The sequence below is a fragment of the Pseudomonas uvaldensis genome (assembly GCF_021271205.1).
In the GTDB taxonomy this organism is placed as follows: Bacteria; Pseudomonadota; Gammaproteobacteria; order Pseudomonadales; family Pseudomonadaceae; genus Aquipseudomonas; species Aquipseudomonas uvaldensis.
Window position 1 is genome coordinate 430,554 of the sequence record NZ_JAIWKS010000004.1, and the last position, 24,028, is coordinate 454,581.

Consider the following 24,028-nt stretch of genomic DNA (forward strand, 5'->3'; position numbering starts at 1 on the left):
CCATGTTGAATGCGTTGACGCCTTCGCGAGCAAGCCCGCTCCCACAGGTCCTCCGAACGCCCTGTACCGTCTCCACAGGAGAACTTCATGACCCCAGCAGATTTCATCATCATCGGTGGCGGTATCGCCGGTGCCTCCACCGGCTACTGGCTCGCGCCCCACGGCCGGGTCATCGTGCTCGAACGCGAATCCCACCCGGCCTATCACTCCACCGGACGCTCGGCGGCTCTGTATACCGCGGCCTACGGCACCCCTCAGGTACGGGCACTGACCCAGGCCAGCCGCGACTTCTTCGATGCGCCGCCGCCCGGGTTCTGCGAACACCCCCTGCTCACTCCGCGGGGCGAAATGACCGTGGACTTCACCGGCGATCCGGCCGAACTGAACAATCAGTACCTCAGCGCCAAGGCCACGGTGCCGCAGATGCAGCTGCTCAGCGCCCAAGAAGCCTGCGTGCGATTGCCGATCCTACGGCGGGAAAAAGTCTATGGCGCCATTTACGACCCGACTGCCGCCGACATCGACACCGATGCACTGCACCAAGGCTATCTGCGCGGTATACGCCGCAGCGGTGGTGAAGTGCACACCGACAGTGAGGTGCTGGACCTGTGTCGCGACGCCCAGGGGATGTGGCAGGTTCGAACCGCGAACCGGACCTTTACAACGCCCGTGCTGATCAACGCGGCCGGGGCCTGGGCCGACGAGATCGGGCAGATGGCCGGCGCCCCAAAACTGGGCCTGCAACCCAAGCGCCGCGCCGCGTTCATCTTCGCCGGCCCCGAAGGCATGGACATCCATGATTGGCCGATGCTGGTGAGCCTGGACGAATCATTCTATATGAAGCCCGATGCCGGCATGTTCCTCGGCTCGCCGGCGAACGCCGACCCGGTGGAGCCCCACGACGTACAGCCCGAAGAGCTGGACATCGCCATGGGTATCTACCAGATCGAAGAAGCCACCACATTGACCATTCGCCGTCCGACTCGCACCTGGGCCGGGTTGCGCAGTTTTGTGCACGATGGAGACCTGATCAGTGGTTTCGACCCGAAGGTCCCTGGCCTGTTCTGGGTCGCGGCCCAGGGCGGCTACGGCATCCAGACCTCCCCCGCCATGGGCCAAGCCAGCGCGGCCCTGGTGCGCGGCGAACCGCTGCCGGAGGCCCTGGCCCGCTTCGGCCTCGACAGCGCGATGCTGTCACCCTCGCGCCTGGGTTGATCCTCCTTGAGGTGACGCATCGCCACGATTGCGGCAAACTCCCAGCGCCCCTGTTTCACGGGGCGCTGACGCTGCCTGGAGCCCTGTCATGAACGCCCCGCAAACCGATCCGGCGCTGGATAACTTCCGCGTCATCGCCGACGCCATCGCCACGCTGTTCTACCCCCATGCCGAAGTAGTGCTGCATGACCTGCGCACGCAAAAGGTCGATTACATCGCCAATAACCTGTCCAAACGCGAGATTGGCGATGAGTCGGCCCTGGAGGACATGCTCAGCGAAGACATCAGCGAACGTAACATCGGGCCGTACGAGAAGCTCAATTGGGACGGACAGAAGATCCGCAGCCTCAGCAGCGTCCTGCGCGACGCCGACGGGCAGCCGCTGGCGGTGCTGTGCATCAACCTGAATATTTCGCTGTTCGAGAATGCCAAGGCCGCGTTGGACCTGTTTCTGTCGCCGGGCAAATTGATTCCCCAGCCGGACTCACTGTTTCGCGACGACTGGCAGGAACGGATCAACACCTTCCTGCACGCCTGGATGCGCGAGCGTCAATTGAGCCTGAACCTGCTGACCCGCGACCATAAGCGCGAGCTGGTCCTGGCGCTTCACGCCGAGGGAGCCTTCAAGGGCAAAAGCGCTTCCAACTATGTGGCCAATGTGCTGAACATGGGGCGGGCGACGGTTTACAAGCATTTGAAGGACTTGAGGGGCTAGGTTTTGTGTTGCCTGGCTTGACGCCATCGCGAGCAGGCTCGCTCCCACAAGGGATCTGCGTTGTACACAGGACTTGTGTTCGACGCGCTTCCCTGTGGGAGCGAGCCTGCTCGCGATAGCGGTTAGTCAATCGCCATAAATATCCGACTTGAAGTACCTGGCCTGAATCTTCTGATACTCCCCACTGGCCCGAATCCCATCGATGGCCTTGTTCAAATCCGCCACCAGTTGGCTGTTACCCTTGCGCACTGCAATGCCGGCGCCTTCACCGACGTATTTCGGGTCCTTGAGTTCCGGGCCGACAAACCCATAGCCCTTGCCGCGAGGCATCGATAGGAAGTCCTCCAGCGGGATGGTGTCGGCGAATATCGCATCCAGGCGGCCGGACGCCAGGTCCATGTAGATTTCCTCATTGTTGCTGTAGCGCTTGATGATCACGCCCTTGGGTTCAAGAACCTCAGTGGCATAGCGATCCGTAGTGGTGGCCCGCTGTACGCCTACGGTCTTGCCCTTGAGGCTGACGTACTGGTCATCCACCACCGCGCCCTCCTTCATGACCAGCCGCGACGAGGTGAAATAGTACTTGTGGGTGAAATCCACTGACTTCTTGCGCTCTTGCGTGATGGTCATGGAGGACAGCGCCATGTCGATCTTTTTCACCTTCAGCGACGGGATCAGACCGTCGAATTCTCCCTCGATCCATTCGCACTCAACCTTCATCTGCGCGCACAGTGCGTTGCCGATGTCATAGTCGAAACCCACGATTTTCCCTTCCGAGTTCTTCGAAGCAAACGGTGGATAAGCCGCTTCGATGCCGATGCGCAAGGTTTTCTCGGCGGCAAACAGGCTACTGGAGGCCAGTAGGCTCAGGGCTACGCCGGTGATGAGGGGGAGCTTCTTCATGATCGTTCTCTCGCGGATTGTTGTTGGTTTGGCAGAGAAAAATGAGCGCGACAGCTTTATGTACTTATAAATCCATACTGGACTTAAATGTACACATCGTCAATGAGTCAGTCAGGGGAATCAGATGTGAGGCTGAGGGCTCCTTCGCGAGCAAGCCCGCTCCCACGGAACCTGTGTCGATCACAAGTCCTGTATCAACGCAGACCGCGTGTGGAAGCTAGCCTGCTCGCGATAGCGGGCTGACGGCTGTCGGAGGAACAACAGGCGGGTTACTGCTTCCAGCGATCCGCCGCCGCATGATCGCTGTCCCGTCCTTCGACCCAACGCGGGCCATCGACGGTGTTTTCTTTCTTCCAGAACGGAGCACGGGTCTTGAGGTAGTCCATGACGAAGGCGCAGGCGTCGAACGCCGCCTGACGATGGGCACTGGCAGCTCCTACGAAGACAATCGGCTCGCCCGGCTCCAGGACGCCGATGCGGTGCAACACTTCCAGCTTCAACAACGGCCAGCGCTGCTCGGCCTCGGTCGCAATCTTGCCCAAGGCCTTTTCAGTCATGCCCGGATAATGCTCGAGGAACATCCCGGACACATCCAGGCCGTCGTTGAAGTCACGTACGTAGCCGACAAAACTCACCACCGCCCCCACGCCGACATTGGCCGCGTGCATTGCGTTGACTTCGGCGCCCGGGTCGAATGGATCGGCCTGCACACGAATCGCCATGGCTCAGCCTCCGGTCACGGTGGGAAAGAACGCGACCTCGTCACCGTCGGCCAGCGGTTCGTCGAGCTGGCATAACTCTTCATTGCGAGCACACATCAGGTTCTGCTCGCTCAATACGTCGAACCCTTCGCGAGCAGCCAGAAACGCACGAACGTCTTCCACGGTGTGAAAGTTGCCGTCGATCCTCTCGGAGTCCAGACCCAGTGCCTCGCGATAACGCGCAAAAAACTTCACGGTAATGCTCATGTTGCATCCGCCTGAAAATGGCCACTCTTGCCGCCGAGCTTTTCCAGCACCCGCACGCCTTCAATCGTCATGCCGCGGTCCACGGCCTTGCACATGTCATAGAGGGTCAGTGCGGCAACACTGGCGGCGGTCAGGGCTTCCATCTCCACACCGGTCTGCCCCGACAGTTTGCAGCGAGCAACGATGCGCACCAGATCGTCCCCGGCCGCATCGAGCTCGACCTTGACACTGGTGAGCATCAGCGGATGGCAGAGCGGAATCAGATCGCTGGTCTTTTTGGCCGCCTGGATGCCGGCAATGCGCGCCACGGCGAACACATCCCCTTTGGGGTGGCCCCCGCTGACGATCATTTGCAATGTATCGGGCAGCATGCGCACAAAGGCTTCGGCCGTGGCCTCACGGAACGTCACAGCCTTGTCGGTCACGTCGACCATATTGGCGCGACCTTGGGAATCGAGATGGGTCAGCACAGGGATACTCCTGATCAGGAGCGTCGATTGTAAACCCGTGGGTCAGATTCCGGCAGGCCTGATTGTCGCACCTGGATAGAACAACAATTTCCCATGCACCCCACATCCCCTTGTGGGTTATTTGCGAGGCAAAAAGACCGGGCGGCCTTAAGGCCGCCCGGTTTGGTGGGGTTACAGGTGCGATTCGGCGTATTCGGCCAGGATCGAGCGCGGTACGCCTTGCAGGGTAATGTGGACTCCGTTGGGGAAGTCCTTGAAGCGTTCGGTCAGGTAGGTCAGTCCGGAGCTGGTCGCGGACAGGTAAGGCGTGTCGATCTGTGCCAGGTTACCCAGGCACACCACTTTCGAACCGGCGCCGGCACGGGTGATGATGGTCTTCATCTGGTGCGGGGTGAGGTTCTGGCATTCGTCGATCAGGATCAAGCTCTGCTGGAAGCTGCGGCCTCGAATGTAGTTGAGGGATTTGAACTGCAACGGCACTTTGCTGAGGATGTAGTCGACGCTGCCATGGGTGCTTTCGTCATCCATGTGCAAGGCCTCGAGGTTGTCGGTGATCGCTCCCAGCCAGGGCTCCATTTTTTCCGCTTCGGTACCGGGCAGGAAACCGATCTCCTGGTCCAGGCCCTGCACGCTGCGGGTGGCGATGATGCGCCGGTAGCGTTTACTGACCATGGTCTGCTCGATGGCCGCAGCCAGGGCCAGGATGGTCTTGCCGGAACCGGCGGCGCCGGACAGGTTGACCAGATGGATATCCGGGTCGAGCAAGGCGAACAGGGCCAGGCTCTGGTAGATATCGCGCGGTTTGAGCCCCCAGGCCTCCTGATGCAGCAAGGGCTCCTGGTGCAAGTCGAGAATCAGCAGCTTGTCGTCTTCGATCTCCTTGATCCAGCCAACGAACCCCTGCTCATCGATGATGAACTCGTTGATGTGCACCGCCGGCAGGTTGTCGATCAGTTGCACCTGGTGCCAGGTGCGCCCATGGTCCTGACGGGTATCGACCTTGCTCACACGGTCCCAGAAGGAACCGGTCATGGTGTGGTAGCCGTTGGGCAGCAGCGAAACGTCGTCCACCAGTTGGTCGGTGCTGTAGTCCTCCGCCGCAATCCCGCAGGCGCGGGCCTTGAGGCGCATATTGATGTCTTTGGTCACCAGCACCACGGCCTGATCCTTGTTGCGCGCGTGCAGGTCGATCAATTGGTTGATGATGATGTTGTCGTTCAAGTGTTCGGGCAGCACCAGATTGGGTTCGGTGCGCTTGCTCATCAGGATCGAGAGCAGCCCCTTGGGACCGCTTTTGCCGCGCTGGATCGGTACACCCAGTTCGACATCCTCGGGAGAAGCATCCCCCAGGGTCTTGTCGATCAGGCGAATCGCCTGCCGACACTCGGCCGCCACGCTGTGATGCCCGCTCTTGAGCTTGTCCAGCTCTTCGAGCACGGTCATGGGGATGGCAACGTGGTGTTCTTCGAAGTTCAGAAGTGCGTTTGGATCGTGGATCAATACGTTGGTATCGAGTACATAGAGGATTGGCTGGTTGGAGGAAGGGCTACGTCCGTGGTCATCCATACTCGGTCACCTTTGTGGGGGCCATTCGACGCAATACCATGACAGTGCTGCGCCTCGAGGTAGCCACCGAATTCACCCGCGGGGATTGAGGTGAACTGCACACAAACTGGGTCTTGGAAGACGCCACCTGTGTTGCAGGTTTCGGCGGTCTGACTTCTTGATACTCCAAAAACCATGACAGGAAAAAGCACTTTGACGCTTTTTTGAAGTTTATTTTTCAGAGTGACGAAAAGCCCTTGGCGTACCACCGCCGCCCCGTTAAAGTCGGAAGTCCGGTCGCCATGAATGCACACCGGAATTTGCCTCTTCCCCAATGTTTCCGGGCCCTTGCGGTTTTCAGTGAAACGCGTCCTGACAATCTTCCCAGCCGATCCCGCTTTGCGCCGTTTGCGCGATGAGCCAGGGCATTGCCGTTTTCACTGCATCCTGCTTGGCGTTGAAGTTGATCACCCCGTGGCGCCAGAGCAGCATCAGGGTCAACGCCCGATGGGCGCTTTGCTCGGGCTTGAGTCGGTTGCTGCCGTCCTGGGGGTCGATGTCCCACAGCGCCACCTGCAGGCCCTGTTTGCGGAAAAAGGCTTCGGCATCGCCACGCCGCTGCCCCTGGGGCGGGCGGAACAACGGAACGAAGTTTTCCGGCAGCTTGCTTTTGACCAGTTCGACGCTGCGTCGCACTGAATCCTGCCAGTCTTGCCAATAGCTGTGGGAGCGGAACTCCCACCCCTGCACGCCCACGCATTGGCCGGAATACAACGCCTGGAGACCGTTGACCGAGCGATCCGCCAGCCGCGCCTGGATATCCTTGCCGAGGACGAAAAAAGTACCGCTCATGTTCGACTTGCGCAGGTACTCGGTCAGCCAGGGCGTGTTATCCGGCGCAACGTTGGCACCGCTGTCGAAGGTCAGCAGAAACAGCCGGTCATGCATGTCTTCGCCGTTGCGCTCGTAATCGCCGAAACGCTCGATCTCGCTACTGGTCTGCGGAAACAGCGCAGCCTTGCGCAACAGCTCGTCCCGGTATTGGGTATGGAAGATCCGGCTCGGTCCGGCCCACTTGATGTAGAAGGAATTGTCATCGAGATGGAAGCGGCCCGCCTCCTGGCGCAGCGAAGCCATGTCCTCCACCAGATAACAGAAGGAAGCATCCTGGTCACAGCTGCGCTGGGCGAAGTTGTAGCTGCTCAACAAGCGCTGCCACAGCCGTGCCCGGAGGTTATCGATCGCCACCATGTTGATCGAGCGCAGGCCCAGGTACTGCTTGAGGGCGATTTCGTCCATGGCATCGGTGTCGAGCAGGACCCGGGAGAACATCAGGATCTCGGCCCGGGACGCCACATCGAACAACGTCGCACTGGTGAGTTGCTCCGGCCAGGTGCTGCGATCCAGGGTGGCGATGTCGTTGGGCGCGGCCCAGGCCCCGAGGCTCAACAGCCAGGCCGACAAAAGAAGAGCAATGCGCAAAAGGGATGTCTCCATAACGAAACCCGCGCCGCATCATAGCCGATCCTGGGACTCCGCCCCCTGGATCTCATGCTGGTATTAATTCCTGTGGCGAGGGCAGCCCGGATGCCATCCATCTCCTATCACCCCAATAGCTGGAGTCAACCCGGACAACCTCCTAGAATCGCCGCACCTTTAAAGGAGACGATTGCATGCTGATGGTGATTTCCCCCGCCAAGACCCTTGATTATGAAACACCGCCGGCCACCTCGCGCTTCACCCAGCCGCAATACCTGGACCACTCGCAGGAACTGATCGAGCAATTGCGCGGATTCTCGCCGGCACAGATCAGTGAACTGATGCACGTCTCCGACAAGATCGGCGGCCTCAATGCCGCGCGGTTCGGCAGCTGGACCCCGGCGTTCACAACCGCCAACGCCAAGCAAGCGCTGCTGGCCTTCAAAGGCGACGTGTATACCGGCCTTGATGCGCAAAGTTTCAGCGACGCCGATTTCGATCATGCCCAGCAACATCTGCGCATGCTCTCCGGATTGTATGGCCTGTTGCGACCGTTGGACCTGATGCAACCCTATCGCCTGGAGATGGGCACGAAGCTGGCCAATGCCCGAGGCAAGGATCTGTACGCCTTCTGGGGCACCCTCATCAGCGAGTGGTTGAACGAAGCCTTGGCCGACCAGGGCGATGACGTGCTGTTGAACCTGGCCTCCAACGAATACTTTTCGGCGGTCAAGCGCAACGCCTTGAAAGCGCGCGTCATCGACACCGAATTCAAGGACCTGAAGAACGGCCAGTACAAAATCATCAGTTTCTACGCCAAAAAGGCCCGCGGCCTGATGAGCCGGTTTGTCATTCAAGAGCGCATCAACGATCCGGAAATGCTCAAGCAGTTCGATGTGCAGGGCTATCGCTTCAGCACTGAACAGTCGTCCCCGCAAAAACTGGTTTTCCTGCGCGATCACGCACCGCAATAACGCAACGACTCTCCGGGCCCCTGATCAGGGGCCTCGATCAACTTCGGATATGTCATCTCGGTTCCTCGCTCAATTCGTCACTTTCCTGACGCCAACTTTCAATACACCCCCGGCGCTAACTTTTCTTTCACTCGACAAATGTCAGTTTTTTCCGTAGTGGCACGGAAAAATTTCAACGATAGTGGCACAAAACTATCCAGGCCTTTTAACTCCCCGTAACTAAAGGCCGAAATCGCGAGTGCTATCAATTTGAAAGCAGTGCCATCTCAGCAGATATTTCGAAAAATTTCGAAAATCGCGATGAGCGGATCGGAACTATGTCCAAATGCACGGCTCATACCACCCGTAACGATTCTCGCCGAGCGTGTACGAGATAACTTACGCAGGAGGTCGACTGAAGTAACCAAGTTGTCACGACAACTAAGCGAAACGGTCGCCTAATGGGATCCAAGATGAAAGGACAGGAGATAACGCACCATCACTATCCCCTACTAAGGCCAAGGCTGCGCCCCTATTAACGTGTTCACCCGAACACACAACCTTCTGATTTTGTGGGCTTTTTGCCAGAGATCAGAAGTGTAAGACCTTTGCACGAACGTCCCCGACAACGAGGACCGGCTGCATAACAGGGCAGGTCATAACAACTAGGCCGCTTTGCGCACAACTTGAGTGCAATTATTTAGACACTCGGAACTTAGTATGCCTGCACACGGCATTGTGGCGCCTGCATTCCACACTTCCGAGTGCGCGATGACCGCTGAACACTATTAACTCCGGCCATTTGATGGCGTGAAAACAGAGGTAAATGCGATGCGCATTAGCATATTTGGTTTGGGTTACGTCGGTGCAGTATGTGCCGGTTGCCTGTCTGCACGGGGCCATGATGTGGTTGGCGTGGATGTCGCCAAGGACAAGATCGATATGATCAACGCCGGTAAATCGCCGATCGTTGAACCGGGTCTTGGAGAGTTGCTGGCACAGGGTATTCAAACGGGCCGTTTGCGCGGTACTACCAACTTCGCGGAAGCTATTCGCGACACCGATCTGTCGATGATTTGCGTCGGTACACCGAGCAAGAAAAACGGCGATCTGGAACTGAACTACATCGAAGCCGTTTGCCGCGAAATCGGTTTTGTGCTGCGTGACAAGACCACCCGTCACACCATCGTGGTTCGCAGTACCGTTCTGCCAGGCACCGTGGCCAACGTGGTGATCCCGATCCTCGAAGACTGCTCCGGCAAAAAGGCCGGTGTCGATTTCGGCGTTGCGGTCAACCCTGAGTTCCTGCGTGAAAGCACCGCGATCAAGGACTACGACCAGCCGCCGATGACCGTGATCGGCGAGTTCGACAAAGCCTCCGGCGACGTCCTGCAGTCGCTGTACGAAGAGCTCGATGCGCCGATCATCCGCAAGGACATCGCCGTCGCCGAGATGATCAAGTACACCTGCAACGTCTGGCACGCCACCAAGGTGACCTTCGCCAACGAAATCGGCAACATCGCCAAGGCCGTCGGCGTCGATGGCCGTGAAGTGATGGACGTGGTCTGCCAGGACAAGGCCCTGAACCTGTCCCAGTACTACATGCGCCCTGGCTTCGCCTTCGGCGGCTCCTGCCTGCCAAAAGACGTTCGCGCCCTGACCTACCGCGCCAGCTCCCTGGACGTGGAAGCTCCGCTGCTCAACTCGCTGATGCGCAGTAACGAGTCCCAGGTGCAGAACGCCTTCGACATCGTTTCCGCCCATGACAAACGCAAAGTCGCCCTGTTGGGCTTGAGCTTCAAGGCCGGCACTGACGACCTGCGCGAGAGCCCGCTGGTTGAACTGGCGGAAATGCTGATCGGCAAGGGCTATGACCTGCGCATCTACGACAGCAACGTCGAGTACGCCCGCGTCCACGGTGCGAACAAGGACTACATCGAGTCGAAGATCCCTCACGTCTCGTCCTTGCTCAACTCCGACTTCGACTCGGTGATCGACAGCTCCGACATCATCATCCTGGGCAACCGCGATGAGCGATTCCGTGCACTGACCGAGAACGTACCCGAGGGCAAGCAGGTCATCGACCTGGTCGGTTTCATGTCCAAGACCACTCACGAAAGTGGCCGGGCCGAAGGCATCTGCTGGTAAGTCTGTTTGCCGGCCGGGGCTCGCCCCGGCCGGCCTTTCGCCTGCCTTAACCCATCGGGCCGCCCACAAGGCCCGCCCGAGATAGAGACGGATGCAGATTATGCACAGGCTAAAGCACGGCCTGCTTCAGGCCGCCGGTTGGCTGTTTTACTTGAGTTTATTGCTGGGCATCGCCGCGGTGCTGCCCACGTCCACGTTCGACTCCGAATCCAAGGATTTCATTTTCCTGATCGGCGCCGTGGGCATCTGGCGTTACTCCATGGGCGCGACGCATTTCGTGCGCGGCATGATCTTTCTGTACATCGTCTACCCTCACCTGCGCCGCAAGGTACGCAAGCTGGGCAAGGCCGCGGACCCGTCGCACGTGTTCCTGATGGTCACCAGCTTCCGAATCGATGCGTTGACCACCGCCCAGGTGTATGGCTCGGTGATCCGCGAAGCCATCGACTGTGGCCTGCCCACTACCGTGGTCTGCTCCATCGTGGAAATGTCCGACGAACTGTTGGTCAAGAGCCTCTGGGCCCGCCTTAACCCGCCAGAGCGGGTCAAGCTGGACTTCGTGCGCATTCCCGGCACCGGCAAGCGCGACGGCCTGGCCTACGGTTTCCGCGCCATCTCCCGCCACCTGCCGGACGACCGCGCCGTGGTCGCCGTGATCGATGGCGACACCGTGCTGGCCGAGGGCGTGGTGCGCAAGACCGTGCCGTGGTTCCAGCTGTTCGGCAACGTCGGCGGCCTGACCACCAACGAGTTCTGCGAAGTGCGCGGCGGCTACATCATGAGCGAATGGCACAAGCTGCGTTTCGCCCAGCGTCACATCAACATGTGCTCCATGGCCCTGTCCAAGCGCGTACTGACCATGACCGGGCGCATGTCGGTATTCCGCGCCACCGTGGTCACCAACCCGGAATTCATCGCCGATGTGGAAAGCGACTCGCTGCAACACTGGCGCCTGGGCCGCTTCAAGTTCCTGACCGGCGACGACAAGTCCAGCTGGTTCAGCCTGATGCGCCTGGGTTACGACACCTTCTACGTGCCCGACGCGGCGATCAATACCGTCGAGCATCCGCCGGAAAAGAGCTTTATCAAGGCCAGTCGCAAGTTGATGTTCCGTTGGTACGGCAACAACCTGCGGCAGAACTCCCGGGCACTGGGCCTGGGCATGCGGCGTCTGGGCCTGTTCACTTCCGTGGTGCTGTTCGACCAGCGCGTATCGATGTGGACCTCCCTGCTGGGCCTGACCGTGGCACTGATCGCCAGCTTCAAGTACGGCACCGCGTTCATCCTGGTGTACCTGCTGTGGATCGGCATCACCCGGTTGATCCTGACCCTGCTGCTGTCGTGCTCCGGACACCGGATCGGCCCGGCCTACCCGTTGATCCTCTATTACAACCAGATCGTCGGCGCGCTGGTGAAGATCTACGTGTTCTTCCGCCTCGACCAACAGTCCTGGACCCGCCAGCCCACTTCACTGACTCGTGATCTCGCCAGCTTTCAACGTTGGTTCAACACTTGGTCGTCTCGGACCATGACCTTCTCTGCCGGCAGCATCTTCGTTGCCGTGCTGCTGACGATGGTCTGACCGGACTTGAATGAATTAACCAGGAAATCGCCCTTATGAATACCGCCGTGAATGTCAACGTAGTGCATGAATCCGAAGCCCAGCGCCAACACGCCCGGGTGAAAATCCCGGCCAAGCTGCGCTTCTTCGGTCCTGACCGTACGCCCATGGAAGTCAAGGTACTGGATCTGTCCGCCGGTGGCCTGTGCTTCAACGCCGGCCAGATGCCGCTCAAGGTTGGCGAGGCCTACAAGGCTCGCCTGCAGTTCGTGATCGACAACCTTGGCCTTGCCATGGATGTGGAGTTGCAAATCCGCTCCCATGACCGCCAGACCGGCCGCACCGGCTGCCAGTTCCAGAACCTTGAGCCACGTGACATCTCGACACTGCGTCACATCATCACCTCGCACCTGGCGGGCGACATCGTCGGCGTCGGCGATGTGCTGGCGACCCTGCAACGCGACAACTTCACCAAGGCGCGCAAGCAGAAGGATGACAGCAGCGGCATGAGCGCCTTCGGTCGCCTGCGGGCCGTGACCTTCAGCCTGGGCGTCTTCGTGGTCGGCCTGGCGGCGTTCGGCTTCATCTTCAAGTCGGTGTATGGCATGTACTTCGTCAGCCATGCCCAGGCTGGTCTGGTGAACGTACCGGGCATGGCCATTACCATGCCGCGCGACGGCACGGTACAGAGCCTGGTCAAGGCTGACGGCGTGGCCGCCAAGGGCGCCCCGCTGGCGACTTTCAGCACCAGCATGCTCGACGTACTCAAGGGCCACCTGGACGACAATCAGCTGCAACCGGCCAAGGTCGAAGAACTGTTCGGCAAGCAAATGACCGGCACCCTGACCTCCCCTTGCGACTGCATCGTGGCCCAGCAACTGGTGTCCGACGGTCAGTACGCCAGCAAGGGCGACGTGATCTTCAAACTGGTTCCTCGCGGCAGCGAAGCCAACGTCGAGGCGCGTTTCTCCTATCGCCAGTTCGGCGAAGTACGTCCAGGCACCACCGTCAACTTCCAGGTGGCCGGCGAAGACGTCACCCGCACCGGCAAAATCATCAGCAGCACCAGCCTGAAAAGCGAGGACCTGTCCTCCGATATCCGCGTGATGATCAAGCCCGACGAACCGCTGGACAGCGCCCTGGCCGGTCGTCCCGTGGAGGTCAACAGCGACCGTGGTCCGAACCTGAACTGGCTGATCGACAAAGCCATGGCTGTCGGTAAGTAAGCGGAGGACATGCCCGTGACCATTCCACACATTCGCTCGGCATACTGTGCACTGGCTTTGGCTGTAAGCCTGGCCGGCTGCGCGGGCCTGCCCGACCAGCGCCTGGCCAATGAAGCGCTCAAGCGCGGCGACACGGCGCTGGCGCAGCAGAACTATCAGCAACTGGCAGACCTGGGCTACAGCGAGGCCCAGGTGGGCCTGGCCGATATCCAGGTAGACAGCCGCGACCCCGAGCAGATGAAAAAGGCCGAGGCCACCTACCGTGCCGCCGCCGACATCTCGCCACGGGCCCAGGCGCGCCTGGGTCGCCTGCTGGTGGCCAAGCCCGGTTCCACCGAAGCGGAAAAACACGAAGCCGAAGGCCTGTTGAAAAAAGCCTTCGCCAACGGTGAAGGCAATACCCTGATTCCGCTGGCGATGCTGTACCTGCAATACCCTCACAGCTTTCCGAACGTCAACGCCCAGCAGCAAATCAGCCAATGGCGCAGCGCCGGCTACCCCGAAGCGGGCCTGGCGCAGATTCTGCTCTACCGCACACAAGGCACCTACGACCAGCACCTGGACGAAGTGGAGAAGGTCTGCAAGGCCGCCCTCGCCACCACCGACATCTGCTACGTCGAGCTGGCCACGGTCTACCAGAAACGCGGCCAGGCAGAACAGCAAGCGGCATTGCTCAAGCAAATGCAGGACGGTCATGCCCGTGGCGTCGTGTCGGCCCAGCGCGTCGACAGCGTCGCTCGCGTCCTGGCCGATTCCAGCCTGGGCAAGACCGACGAGAAGACTGCCCAGTCGCTGCTCGAAGGCATCGCTCCCGGCTACCCCGCCGCCTGGGTCAGCCTGGCGCAATTGCTCTACGACTTCCCCGAGTTGGGTGACGTCGACAAAATGATGCAGTACCTGGAAAACGGTCGCGCTGCCGATCAGCCTCGTGCCGAATTGCTGTTGGGCAAGCTCTACTACGAAGGCAAATGGGTCCCCGCCGACGCCAAACTTGCCGAAGCGCATTTCCAGAAAGCCGTGGGCCGCGAAGTGGCCGCCGATTACTACCTCGGCCAGATCTACCGCCGTGGATACCTGGGTCAGGTCTACTCGCAAAAAGCCCTGGATCACCTGCTCAAGGCCGCCCGCAACGGCCAGAACAGCGCCGACTATGCCATTGCCCAACTGTTCTCCCAGGGCAAGGGCACCAAGCCCAATCCGGTCAACGCCTATGTGTTCAGCCAGTTGGCCAAGGCCCAGAACACCCCGCAAGCCAACGAGCTTGCCCAGACCCTCGAAGCACAATTACCGCCGCAGCAGCTTGCAGAAGCCAAACGCCTGCTACAACAAGAGCAGGCCATTCGGGGCGTCATGACCCCCGATACGCTGGAACTGCAAGCCCTAAAAGAAGATGACGGCGAGGAAAAACTATGAAGCCTTTGAAGCTCAATCCTTTTGTGCAGGCCGGAATTGGCCTGACCTGTGCCCTACTGTGGTCCTGCCCGACCCTGGCGGCCCTGACCGAAACCAAGAACTTCGGCCTGGAGGTGAAGATCACCGGCCAATCCGAAGACGACCGTGACCTGGGCACCCAGAGCGGCGGCGACGTCAACGGCGTGGGCCTGGACCTGCGCCCATGGGTCTATGGCGAAAGCGGCGACTGGAGCGCCTACGCCATGGCACAGGCCGTGACCTCCACCGACATCATCGAGACCGACACCCTGCAACAGTCCGATGGCGCTACCCAACAGACCGACAGTGGCGATCGCGAAGCCGAGAAAAGCTACCTGGCCATGCGCGAGTTCTGGATTGGCTACAGCGGGTTTACCCAGTATCCGGGAGAGCTCTTGAAGTTCGGTCGCCAGCGCCTGCGCAACGACGACGGCCAATGGCGCGATACCAACATCGAAGCCCTGAACTGGACTTTCGACACCACGTTGCTGCGAGCCAACGTCGGCGTCGCCGAACGCTTCAGCGAATACCGCACCGACCTCAAGGAATTGTCCCCCAAGGACAAGGACCGCCTGCACGTCTACGGCGACGTGGGCTACCAGTGGATGCCAGGCCAGTGGGCCGGTATCCGCGCCCACCACTCCCATGACAACGGCAGCCTCGACTACCCGACCCCGGGCGAGCCCACCGACACCCTGGACAAGACGCAGAACGGCGACTTGACCTGGCTCGGCCTGGAAGCCAACAGCGACGCCTACAACTGGCGCAACACCAACACCGTCAACTACTGGGCCAGCATCACCGGCATGACCGGCGACCGCGACACCGTCAACCCGCTCAATGCCGACGGCACGCGCCCGACAGAAGCCAAGCGCAGCGACGATGTGGACGGCTGGGCGACCGACTTGGGTATCCGCCTGCGCCTCGACCCGCAATGGCAAGTCGGTGCGGCCTATGCCCGCGCCAGCGAGGACTACGAACAGAACGGCCTGCAAAGCAACCGCTCGAACTTCACCGGTACCCGTTCGCGAGTGCACCGTTTCGGCGAAGCGTTCCGTGGCGAAATGGCCAACACCCAGAGCGCCAGTCTGTTCGGTTCCTGGCAACTGCGTGACGAATACGACGCCAGCCTGGTGTACCACAAGTTCTGGCGCGTGGACGGCAACAAGCCGGTGGGCAGCAACGGCATCAACGCCGTGCAGAACAACACCGACGACGTGACCGGCGCCATCCTGTCCACCTCCACCCTGCCGCTGCGCGATGGCGACAAGGACCTGGGCCAGGAAGTCGACCTGGTGGTCACCAAGTACTTCAAGCAAGGACTGTTGCCAGCCGCGCTGAGCCAGTCCATCGATGAGCCGTCGGCGCTGGTGCGCCTGCGTGGCGGTGTGTTCAAGCCAGGCGACGCCTACGGCAAAGAGGTCGATTCGTACATGCATCGCGCCTTTGTCGACGTGATCTGGCGCTTCTGATGCGAATGACCATGGGAGTGCCCGATATGAACCGCTACCTCAGGAACAGCCAGGCGATGAAAGGTTCGATCAGCCTGTTGGTCGCAGCGATGCTGCTGGCCGGCTCGCCGGCGTTCGCCAACGTTGAACCGGCGGTCAAGCCGGGCAACGTGGTCAAGGAACTGCAACGGGCCAAGACCTACACCGTCAGCAGTGCGCCGACCGCCCCGCTGGAGCTGGCCGCGCCGACCTTGCCAGATCTCAAGGGCTACACCGCCGAGGCGGTCGCGGCCAAGATCGTGCGGACCAAGACCGGCAAGGTCAGCGTGCGCCGGATGATGCAGGAAAATGCCTTGAAGGACTTCATCGGCGGGGACAACAAGATGGCCGAATGGGTCGTGCGCCAGCACGGTATCCCACAGGCCATTTTCCTCGACGATGGTTACATGAACCTCAAGGACCTGGTCAAGAAGGTGCCCAAGTACGTCATCGAGACTTCGCCGGGTGTCTACCTGGCGAAGATCCCGATCGTGGTGGGCCAGAAAGGCATCCTGGAGATCGACAAACAGACCCAGGAATTGCGCCTGTCCCAGGAGGGCGGCTCGTTCCTGGTCAACGATGGCCAGATGTTCATCCGCGACACCAAGGTCACCGGTTGGCGTGAAAAGGAAAATGGCCCCGCCACGTTCCGCTCGCCCAAGGAATTCCGCCCGTTCCTGCTGTCGTGGGGCGGCACCGAGACTTACATCGTCAATACCAAGATGGCCAGCTTCGGCTACGCCAACAGTAAGTCGTACGGGGTGAGTATTTCCCAGTACACGCCCAACATGGCCAAGGTCCTCAAGCGCCCGGAACCGACCGGCTGGATCATCGGTTCCGAGTTCTCGGACATGTGGTACGGCTTCTACTGCTATGAGACGCGGGACTTCGTCATCAAGGGCAACACCTACAAGGACAACATCGTCTACGGCATTGACCCGCACGACCGTTCCCATCGGCTGATCATTGCCGACAATACCGTCTACGGAACCAAGAAGAAGCACGGGATCATTATTTCCCGCGAAGTCAACGACAGCTTCATCATCAACAACCGCAGCTACGACAACAAGCTCTCGGGCGTGGTGATCGACCGTAACAGCGTGAACAACCTGATCGCCTACAACGAGATCTACAAGAACCACACCGACGGCATCACGCTTTATGAAAGTGGTGACAACCTGTTGTGGGGCAACAAAGTTATCAGCAACCAGCGCCACGGCATCCGGATCCGTAACAGCGTGAACATCCGCCTGTATGAAAACCTGTCCATGGCCAACGGCCTGACCGGTCTCTACGGCCACATCAAGGACCTGTCCAACACCGACCGGGACATCAAGCTCGACCCGTTCGACGCCGAGGTGTCGCTGATCGTGGTCGGTGGCGAACTGGCCGGCAACGGCAGTGGCCCACTGTCCATCGACTCCCCCCTGAGCGTCGAGCTGTATCGCGTGTCGATGCTCGCGCCAACCAAATCCAGCGGTATCAGCTTCACGGGGATTCTGGGTGAGCGCCAGGATGAAATTCTTGACCTGCTGGTGCGCCAGCAGAAAGCCGTACTGATCGACCCTGTCGAACGCCAGACCGAAATGCGGGACTGAGGATGACCTTTATGAACCCACAGATGATCAAACTTCTGGGCCTGTCTGCCCTCACGGCCGGCATCCTTGCCGCCACCAGCGGTGCGCGCGCCGACGAAATCAAGGCGCCGACTTTCACCGCCGAACCTTGCTGCAACCTGTGCCCGGCCGCTCACGACGCGAAAAACTACACCACGCGCTATCAGCAGAACTTCACCACGCTGATCCAGGCCCAGGGCGATTGGCTGTTCCGTACCCAGGAAGACCTGCGCACCGAATTCACCACCACGCCAGTGGGCTACCAGCGCATGCAACAACTGCACGACGCCTTCAAGAAGAAAGGCGTCGAACTGGTGATCGTCTACCAGCCGACCCGTGGTCTGGTGAACCGCAACAAGCTCAACCCGCAGGACAAGGCCAACTTCAACTACGAAAAAGCCCTGACCAACTACAAGACCATGCTCGGCCGTTTCGCACAGATGGGGTATGTGGTACCGGACCTGTCGCCGTTAACCAACGAAAACCTGCCTGAAACCCTGCCGGCCCACGACTTCTACTTCCGTGGCGACCAGCACTGGACGCCATATGGCGCCCAGCGCACGGCGAAAATCGTTGCCGAGAAGGTCAAGCAGATCCCGGCCTTCGCCGACATTCCCAAGCGTGAATTCGAGACCAAGAAGTCCGGCCGCATGGGCAAGACCGGCACCCTGCACAACATGGCCGGGCAACTGTGTGGCACCAGCTACGCCATCCAGTACATGGACCAGTTCACCACCGAGCCCAAGGGCGAGGCCGGCGACGGCGACCTGTTCGGTGATTCCGGCAACCCGCAGATCACGCTCGTGGGCACCAGCCACAGCGGCAAGAACTACAACTTCGCCGGTTTCCTGGAAGAGGCCATCGGCGCCGACATCCTCAACGTGGCCTTCCCCGGCGGCGGTTTCGAGGGTGCGATGATCCAGTACCTGGGTAGCGAAGAGTTCCAGAAGAACCCGCCGAAGATCCTGATCTGGGAATTCTCGCCGCTGTATCGCCTGGACCAGGAAACCATCTACCGCCAGATGTTTGCGTTGCTGGACAACAACGGTTGCGAAGGCAAGCCGGCCGTCATGAGCAGCAAGACAGCCCTCAAGCCCGGCAAGAACGAATTGATGGTCAATAGCAAGAACATGGATCTGCGTAACGGCAGCCACCAGGTCGATATCCGTTTCGCCGATACGTCGGTGAAAACGTTGCAAGCCACCCTCTGGTACATGAATGGGCGCCACGAGGACATCAAGATCGAGAAACCGAACACCTCGGAAACCGACGGGCGTTTCGCCTTCCAGTTGCGCACCGATGAGGACTGGGCTTCGCAGAACCTGCTGGCCGTTGAAGTCCAGGGCCCCGAAGCCGGTGCGGCAGCACAGCAAATCGAAGCGAAAGTCTGCAAACGCAATGTCTCTCCGCAAGCCGAACAAACGGCTCAAATCGGACAATGAGGTCTCGCTTTATGACCAGAAACATGCGACCCAGAACCTTGAAAGCGCTGCTGGCGCCGTCCCTGCTGACCCTGGCGATGTTCGCCGGGGCCACGCAGGCCGCGGCTCCGTTGCGACCACCACAGGGCTATTTCGCGCCCATTGAAAAGGTCAAGGTGGGCGATGCCGCACAAGGCTGCGATGCCACACCGACGCCCTACACCGGCGCGCTGCAATTTCGCAGCAAGTACGAGGGTTCCGACAAGGCCCGTGCGACCCTGAACGTGCAATCGGAAAAAGCCTTCCGCGACAGTACGGCCGACATCACCAAGATCGAGCGCGGCGTCAGCAAGCAAGTCATGCAGTTCATGCGCGACGGCCGCCCCGAGCAACTGGAGTGCACACTGAACTGGCTGACCGCCTGGGCACAGGCCGACGCGCTGATGTCCAAGGACTTCAACCACACCGGCAAGTCCATGCGCAAATGGGCCCTGGGCAGTATGGCGTCGGCCTATGTGCGCCTGAAGTTCTCCGAGTCCCGCCCACTGGCCAACCACCAGGAACAGGCGCAACTGATCGAAAACTGGTTCAGCAAGATGGCCGACCAGGTGGTCAGCGATTGGGACAACCTGCCGCTGGAGCAGACCAACAACCACTCCTACTGGGCCGCCTGGTCAGTCATGGCCACTGCCGTGGCGACCAACCGCCGCGACCTGTTCGACTGGGCCGTCAAGGAATACAAGGTCGGCGTCAACCAGATCGACGCCGAAGGCTTCCTGCCTAACGAACTCAAGCGCAAGCAACGGGCGCTGTCGTACCACAACTATGCCCTGCCGCCCCTGGCGATGATCGCCAGTTTCGCCCAGGTCAACGGCGTGGACCTGCGCCAGGAAAACAATGGCGCCCTCAAGCGTCTGGGCGAGCGGGTACTGGCCGGGGTGGAAGACCCGGACATCTTCGAAGAGAAGAACGGCGAAAAACAGGACATGAAGGATCTCAAGATCGATTCGAAATTCGCCTGGCTCGAGCCGTTCTGCAGCCTCTACAGCTGTTCCGAGGATGTGCTGGAGCGCAAGCATGAAATGCAACCGTTCAAGACCTTCCGCCTCGGCGGGGACTTGACCCGGGTGTACGACCCGGCGAACGAGAAAGGCAGAGGATCCTAGCCACACTCGGAATCCCTGTGGGAGCGAGCCCTGCTCGCGATAGCGGTCTGACATTCAACATTGATGTCGACTGACACTCCGTCATCGCGAGCAGGGCTCGCTCCCACAGGGAATGTGGCTTGGTTTGAAGGTAATGAAACCTCCCGGTTTGGATGGGGGGGTTTGGGGGGGCTCTGGCCCTTGAATGCTGATTCAACATGGAGAGATCGGGATGGTATTTTCATCCAATGTGTTCCTGTTCCTGTTCTTGCCGATCTTTCTCGGCTTGTACTACTTGAGCGGGCAACGCTATCGCAACCTGCTGCTGCTGATCGCCAGCTACGTGTTCTATGCCTGGTGGCGCGTGGACTTCCTGGCGCTGTTCGCCGCCGTGACCCTGTGGAACTACTGGATCGGCCTGAAAGTCGGCGCCGCCGGCGTGCGCACCAAACCGGCCCAGCGCTGGCTGTTGCTTGGCGTAGGCGTGGACCTGTGCATCCTGGGCTACTTCAAGTACGCCAATTTCGGGGTGGACAGCCTCAACGCGATCATGACCAGCTTCGGTCTCGAACCGTTCATCCTGACCCATGTGCTGTTGCCGATCGGAATCTCGTTCTACATTTTCGAGTCCATCAGCTACATCATCGACGTCTATCGCGGTGACACTCCGGCTACCCGCAACCTGATCGACTTCGCGGCGTTCGTGGCAATTTTCCCGCACCTGATCGCCGGGCCCGTGCTGCGTTTCCGCGATCTGGCCGACCAGTTCAACAACCGCACGCATACCCTGGACAAGTTCTCCGAAGGCTGCACCCGTTTCATGCAGGGCTTCATCAAGAAAGTGTTCATCGCCGACACCCTGGCGGTGGTCGCCGACCATTGCTTCGCCTTGCAGAACCCGACCACCGGCGATGCCTGGCTCGGCGCCCTGGCCTATACCGCGCAGCTGTACTTCGACTTCTCCGGCTATAGCGACATGGCCATCGGCCTGGGCCTGATGATGGGTTTCCGCTTCATGGAAAACTTCAAGCAGCCCTACATCAGCCAGTCGATCACCGAGTTCTGGCGCCGCTGGCACATCAGCTTGTCCACGTGGCTGCGTGACTACCTCTACATCACCCTGGGCGGTAACCGCAAAGGCACGTTGATGACCTATCGCAACCTGTTCCTGACCATGCTGCTCGGTGGTCTGTGGCACGGCGCGAACTTCACCTACGTGATCTGGGGTGCCTGGCACGGTATCTGGCTGGCCATCGAAAAGGCCGTGGGCATCAACACCACGCCACGCACCATCAATCCGATCCGCTGGGCACTGACCTTCCTGCTGGTGGTGATGGGCTGGGTAATCTTCCGTGCCGAGAACCTGCACGTGGCCGGTCGCATGTACAGCGCCATGTTCAGCTTCAGCGACTGGTCGCTGTCGGAGCTGACCCGCGCCAACCTCACCGGCCTGCAGATCGCCACACTGGTAGTGGCCTACGTCACCCTCGCCTTCTTCGGCCTGCGGGACTTCTATACCAACCGTCCGCCGGTCAAGACCAAGCCTGAAGTGAACACCCAGGCCGACGGCCCGGCAACCGCACAACCGGGGATGATCAAGGCCGTTCCGGGCGAGGACCCAGCGAAGATCCACGAACCGGGCTACACCGTGGGCGTCGAAGCTCAAGTGCAACCGGCCTACTGGACCGTGGACTGGTCACGCTACGTGATGCGCGCCCTGGTGCTGCTGCTGTTCGTCGCCTCGATTCTCAAACTCTCGGCGCAAAGCTTCTCGCCGTTCCTTTACTTCCAGTTCTGAGGGATCCGAACATGACCCGTTCATTACGCATCCTTTACATCGCGCTGTTCCTGCTGATCCTGACGGTCCTGGGCCTGTGGTCGATGCGCAGTTTCTTCGGCTTCAGTACCAATCCCGACGCCACCGTGCTTAACGGACGCTGGGCCAAGGCCGTGGAAACTCACTACGATGACGAGTTCCCGATCAAGCGCCTGGGCACCAACATCTGGGCCGCGCTGGACTACAAGCTGTTCAATGAAGGCCGCAAAGGCGTGGTCCTGGGCCGCGACCAATGGCTGTACAGCGACGAAGAGTTCAACCCGATCGTCAATGAAGAGCTGAACCTGCAAGGCAACTACGCGCTGGTCGAAGGCGTGCGCCAGAAGCTCAAGGAGCAAGGCATCACCCTGGTCATGGCCATCGTGCCGGCCAAGGCGCGCCTGTATCCGGAGCATCTGGGTGAAGTGAAGCCATCGCGTATTCACGCCAACCTCTACCAGGATTTCCACGCCCGCGTGGCGGCGGACAAGATCCTCGCACCCGACCTGCTCGGCCCGCTGCAACAGGCCAAGCAAAGCGGCCAGCAAGTGTTCCTGCGCACCGACACCCACTGGACCCCGGAAGGTGCACAGGTCGCCGCCGAGCATCTGGCCAAGGCCATCGCCGAGCGCGCTCCGCTCAACGGTGAACCGCAACGCTTCGTCACCGAGCCGGCGGAAAAAATCATCCACAAGGGTGACCTGCGCCAGTTCCTGCCCCTGGATCCGCTGTTTGAAAACCTGATGCCGGCCCAGGAGCCACTGGTCAAACGCAACACCCGCGAAGCCGACGACAAACCGGCCGGCGACGACGCCTTGTTTGCCGACGCTCAGGTGCCCGTGGCCCTGATCGGCACCAGCTACAGCGCCAACCCCAACTGGAACTTCGTCGGTGCACTCAAGCAAGCCCTGCACAGCGATGTCGTGAACTACGCCGAAGACGGCCATGGCCCGATTCTGCCGATGCTCAGCTACCTCAAGAGCGACGCTTTCAAGAACAGCCCGCCACAAGTGCTGATCTGGGAGTTTCCTGAACGTTATCTGCCCGTGAACAACGAAATCGGCGACGCCGACCCGCAGTGGGTGGCAGAGCTCAAACAGGCCGGTGCACGTCAACAGAACGTAGCCGCCAACACCCCATCCGAGACGCCCGACCGGGCGCAAAACTGAAAGAGAGGTCCACCATGACTTTCAACACTACTCCTCGTCGTCTCGCTGCTCGCTCCTTCAAGGCCGTTGCCCTGGTCGCCAGCATGAGCGCCCTTTCACTGTCCGCCTTCGCCGGGGACTCGGCCCTGTACGGCCCTGTCGCGCCAAAAGGTTCGAGTTTCGTGCGCATCTACAACGCCAGCAATGCCGAAGTCAGCGCCACCGTCGGCAGCACCAACCTCAACGACGTGGCACCGCTGGCCAGCACTGACTTCAGCTTCATGCCCGGTGGCGACTACAGCGCCAAAGTCGGCAGCCAGACCGTGCCGGTGAAGCTGGCCCCCGATCACTATTACACCCTGGTCAACAACGCCAGCGGCCAACCTCAACTGATCGAAGAACCGCCGTTCAAGAACAAGCAGAAGTCCCTGGTGCGCGTGCAGAACCTCACCGACAAGGCACTGACCCTCAAGACCGCCGACGGCAAGACCGAAGTGGTGCCGAACGTGGCGGCCAAAGGCCGTGGCGAACGTGAAATCAACCCGGTGAAAGTCAGCCTGGCGCTGTTCGAAGGCGACAAGAAAGTCGGCGATCTCAAGCCCGTGGCCCTGGAGCGCGGCGAAGCCGCCGTGCTGTACGTCACCGGCTCCGGAAGCAGCTTGTCGCCGGTCTGGGTAAAGCGTCCAGTTTCAACCCGCTGATGGATTCGCTCGATTGACGCAGTCCCCCTGTGGGAACGGGCTTGTTCGCGAAAGCGGTCTGACATTCAACATCAATG

At 60.3% G+C, this 24,028-nt stretch carries 20 protein-coding genes; 14 read left to right on the forward strand and 6 right to left on the reverse strand.

Annotation, left to right across the window (positions count from 1 at the left end):
- Positions 1 to 87 precede the first annotated feature (87 nt).
- On the forward strand, positions 88 to 1,215 hold the full coding sequence (locus tag LCU97_RS11655; RefSeq protein ID WP_053146695.1) for an NAD(P)/FAD-dependent oxidoreductase: 1,128 nt from the start codon (positions 88 to 90) through the stop codon (positions 1,213 to 1,215).
- Positions 1,216 to 1,303: 88 nt separating this feature from the next.
- Entirely contained in the window at positions 1,304 to 1,930 is a 627-nt protein-coding gene (locus LCU97_RS11660) for a helix-turn-helix transcriptional regulator (RefSeq protein ID WP_053146694.1), read from the forward strand.
- 126 nt (positions 1,931 to 2,056) lie between these two features.
- Here LCU97_RS11660 and LCU97_RS11665 read toward each other — a convergent pair whose 3' ends face one another.
- The 6 genes from LCU97_RS11665 to LCU97_RS11690 all read right to left on the reverse strand — a co-directional run bounded on the left by LCU97_RS11665 (position 2,057) and on the right by LCU97_RS11690 (position 7,298).
- Entirely contained in the window at positions 2,057 to 2,833 is a 777-nt protein-coding gene (locus LCU97_RS11665; RefSeq protein WP_053146692.1) for an ABC transporter substrate-binding protein, read from the reverse strand.
- A 269-nt stretch (positions 2,834 to 3,102) separates the two neighbouring features.
- Entirely contained in the window at positions 3,103 to 3,555 is a 453-nt protein-coding gene (moaE, locus tag LCU97_RS11670; RefSeq protein ID WP_232776469.1) for a molybdopterin synthase catalytic subunit MoaE, read from the reverse strand.
- A gap of 3 nt (positions 3,556 to 3,558) precedes the next feature.
- Positions 3,559 to 3,801 (reverse strand): MoaD/ThiS family protein, encoded by a 243-nt coding sequence (locus LCU97_RS11675; RefSeq protein ID WP_053146688.1) that lies wholly within the window; start codon positions 3,799 to 3,801, stop codon positions 3,559 to 3,561.
- Complete coding sequence (gene moaC / locus LCU97_RS11680) at positions 3,798 to 4,271, reverse strand: cyclic pyranopterin monophosphate synthase MoaC (protein WP_053146686.1); 474 nt, start codon at positions 4,269 to 4,271, stop codon at positions 3,798 to 3,800. The genes LCU97_RS11675 and moaC overlap by 4 nt, the downstream gene beginning before the upstream one ends.
- A gap of 171 nt (positions 4,272 to 4,442) precedes the next feature.
- On the reverse strand, positions 4,443 to 5,837 hold the full coding sequence (locus tag LCU97_RS11685; RefSeq protein WP_053146685.1) for a PhoH family protein: 1,395 nt from the start codon (positions 5,835 to 5,837) through the stop codon (positions 4,443 to 4,445).
- Between the two features lie 336 nt (positions 5,838 to 6,173).
- The gene (locus LCU97_RS11690; RefSeq protein ID WP_232776471.1) at positions 6,174 to 7,298 is read right to left on the reverse strand and encodes a polysaccharide deacetylase family protein; all 1,125 of its coding nucleotides are present in this window, start codon (positions 7,296 to 7,298) and stop codon (positions 6,174 to 6,176) included.
- A gap of 191 nt (positions 7,299 to 7,489) precedes the next feature.
- On the opposite strand from LCU97_RS11690, the gene yaaA reads away from it, so the two are divergent.
- The 12 genes from yaaA (at position 7,490) to LCU97_RS11750 (ending at position 23,951) form a co-directional block, all read left to right on the forward strand.
- Entirely contained in the window at positions 7,490 to 8,269 is a 780-nt protein-coding gene (gene yaaA / locus LCU97_RS11695) for a peroxide stress protein YaaA (RefSeq protein ID WP_232776473.1), read from the forward strand.
- Positions 8,270 to 9,079: 810 nt separating this feature from the next.
- On the forward strand, positions 9,080 to 10,396 hold the full coding sequence (locus LCU97_RS11700; protein WP_053146679.1) for a nucleotide sugar dehydrogenase: 1,317 nt from the start codon (positions 9,080 to 9,082) through the stop codon (positions 10,394 to 10,396).
- 100 nt (positions 10,397 to 10,496) lie between these two features.
- On the forward strand, positions 10,497 to 11,978 hold the full coding sequence (gene alg8, locus LCU97_RS11705) for a mannuronan synthase (protein ID WP_371259558.1): 1,482 nt from the start codon (positions 10,497 to 10,499) through the stop codon (positions 11,976 to 11,978).
- Positions 11,979 to 12,013: 35 nt separating this feature from the next.
- Positions 12,014 to 13,183, forward strand: coding sequence for an alginate biosynthesis protein Alg44 (locus tag LCU97_RS11710; RefSeq protein ID WP_053146675.1), 1,170 nt, complete (start codon positions 12,014 to 12,016; stop codon positions 13,181 to 13,183).
- Between the two features lie 9 nt (positions 13,184 to 13,192).
- Complete coding sequence (algK, locus tag LCU97_RS11715; RefSeq protein ID WP_053146673.1) at positions 13,193 to 14,596, forward strand: alginate biosynthesis TPR repeat lipoprotein AlgK; 1,404 nt, start codon at positions 13,193 to 13,195, stop codon at positions 14,594 to 14,596.
- A gap of 5 nt (positions 14,597 to 14,601) precedes the next feature.
- A complete protein-coding gene (locus tag LCU97_RS11720) occupies positions 14,602 to 16,086 on the forward strand; it encodes an alginate export family protein (RefSeq protein ID WP_053147427.1) in 1,485 nt (494 codons plus the stop codon).
- Between the two features lie 26 nt (positions 16,087 to 16,112).
- Positions 16,113 to 17,702 (forward strand): mannuronan 5-epimerase AlgG, encoded by a 1,590-nt coding sequence (gene algG / locus LCU97_RS11725; RefSeq protein ID WP_053146670.1) that lies wholly within the window; start codon positions 16,113 to 16,115, stop codon positions 17,700 to 17,702.
- Between the two features lie 11 nt (positions 17,703 to 17,713).
- Positions 17,714 to 19,162, forward strand: coding sequence for an alginate O-acetyltransferase (locus tag LCU97_RS11730; RefSeq protein ID WP_053146668.1), 1,449 nt, complete (start codon positions 17,714 to 17,716; stop codon positions 19,160 to 19,162).
- 23 nt (positions 19,163 to 19,185) lie between these two features.
- Positions 19,186 to 20,307 carry a mannuronate-specific alginate lyase gene (locus LCU97_RS11735; RefSeq protein WP_172679575.1) on the forward strand — a complete coding sequence of 374 codons (1,122 nt, stop codon included), beginning with the start codon at positions 19,186 to 19,188 and terminating at the stop codon, positions 20,305 to 20,307.
- A gap of 211 nt (positions 20,308 to 20,518) precedes the next feature.
- Positions 20,519 to 22,084, forward strand: a complete 1,566-nt coding sequence (locus LCU97_RS11740) for an MBOAT family O-acyltransferase (RefSeq protein WP_053146663.1) — start codon at positions 20,519 to 20,521, stop codon at positions 22,082 to 22,084.
- An 11-nt stretch (positions 22,085 to 22,095) separates the two neighbouring features.
- Positions 22,096 to 23,271 (forward strand): alginate O-acetyltransferase, encoded by a 1,176-nt coding sequence (locus LCU97_RS11745; RefSeq protein ID WP_053146661.1) that lies wholly within the window; start codon positions 22,096 to 22,098, stop codon positions 23,269 to 23,271.
- A gap of 14 nt (positions 23,272 to 23,285) precedes the next feature.
- A complete protein-coding gene (locus LCU97_RS11750) occupies positions 23,286 to 23,951 on the forward strand; it encodes an alginate O-acetyltransferase AlgF (protein WP_053146660.1) in 666 nt (221 codons plus the stop codon).
- Positions 23,952 to 24,028: the final 77 nt, after the last annotated feature.

Coding starts and splice junctions, on each gene's coding strand:
- LCU97_RS11655 (WP_053146695.1), top strand. CDS start 88: ATGACCCCAGCAGATTTCATCATCATCGGTGGCGGTATCGCCGGTGCC.
- LCU97_RS11660 (WP_053146694.1), top strand. CDS start 1,304: ATGAACGCCCCGCAAACCGATCCGGCGCTGGATAACTTCCGCGTCATC.
- LCU97_RS11665 (WP_053146692.1), bottom strand. CDS start 2,833: ATGAAGAAGCTCCCCCTCATCACCGGCGTAGCCCTGAGCCTACTGGCC.
- moaE (WP_232776469.1), bottom strand. CDS start 3,555: ATGGCGATTCGTGTGCAGGCCGATCCATTCGACCCGGGCGCCGAAGTC.
- LCU97_RS11675 (WP_053146688.1), bottom strand. CDS start 3,801: ATGAGCATTACCGTGAAGTTTTTTGCGCGTTATCGCGAGGCACTGGGT.
- LCU97_RS11685 (WP_053146685.1), bottom strand. CDS start 5,837: ATGGATGACCACGGACGTAGCCCTTCCTCCAACCAGCCAATCCTCTAT.
- yaaA (WP_232776473.1), top strand. CDS start 7,490: ATGCTGATGGTGATTTCCCCCGCCAAGACCCTTGATTATGAAACACCG.
- LCU97_RS11700 (WP_053146679.1), top strand. CDS start 9,080: ATGCGCATTAGCATATTTGGTTTGGGTTACGTCGGTGCAGTATGTGCC.
- alg8 (WP_371259558.1), top strand. CDS start 10,497: ATGCACAGGCTAAAGCACGGCCTGCTTCAGGCCGCCGGTTGGCTGTTT.
- LCU97_RS11710 (WP_053146675.1), top strand. CDS start 12,014: ATGAATACCGCCGTGAATGTCAACGTAGTGCATGAATCCGAAGCCCAG.
- algK (WP_053146673.1), top strand. CDS start 13,193: ATGCCCGTGACCATTCCACACATTCGCTCGGCATACTGTGCACTGGCT.
- algG (WP_053146670.1), top strand. CDS start 16,113: ATGAACCGCTACCTCAGGAACAGCCAGGCGATGAAAGGTTCGATCAGC.
- LCU97_RS11730 (WP_053146668.1), top strand. CDS start 17,714: ATGAACCCACAGATGATCAAACTTCTGGGCCTGTCTGCCCTCACGGCC.
- LCU97_RS11735 (WP_172679575.1), top strand. CDS start 19,186: ATGCGACCCAGAACCTTGAAAGCGCTGCTGGCGCCGTCCCTGCTGACC.
- LCU97_RS11740 (WP_053146663.1), top strand. CDS start 20,519: ATGGTATTTTCATCCAATGTGTTCCTGTTCCTGTTCTTGCCGATCTTT.
- LCU97_RS11745 (WP_053146661.1), top strand. CDS start 22,096: ATGACCCGTTCATTACGCATCCTTTACATCGCGCTGTTCCTGCTGATC.
- LCU97_RS11750 (WP_053146660.1), top strand. CDS start 23,286: ATGACTTTCAACACTACTCCTCGTCGTCTCGCTGCTCGCTCCTTCAAG.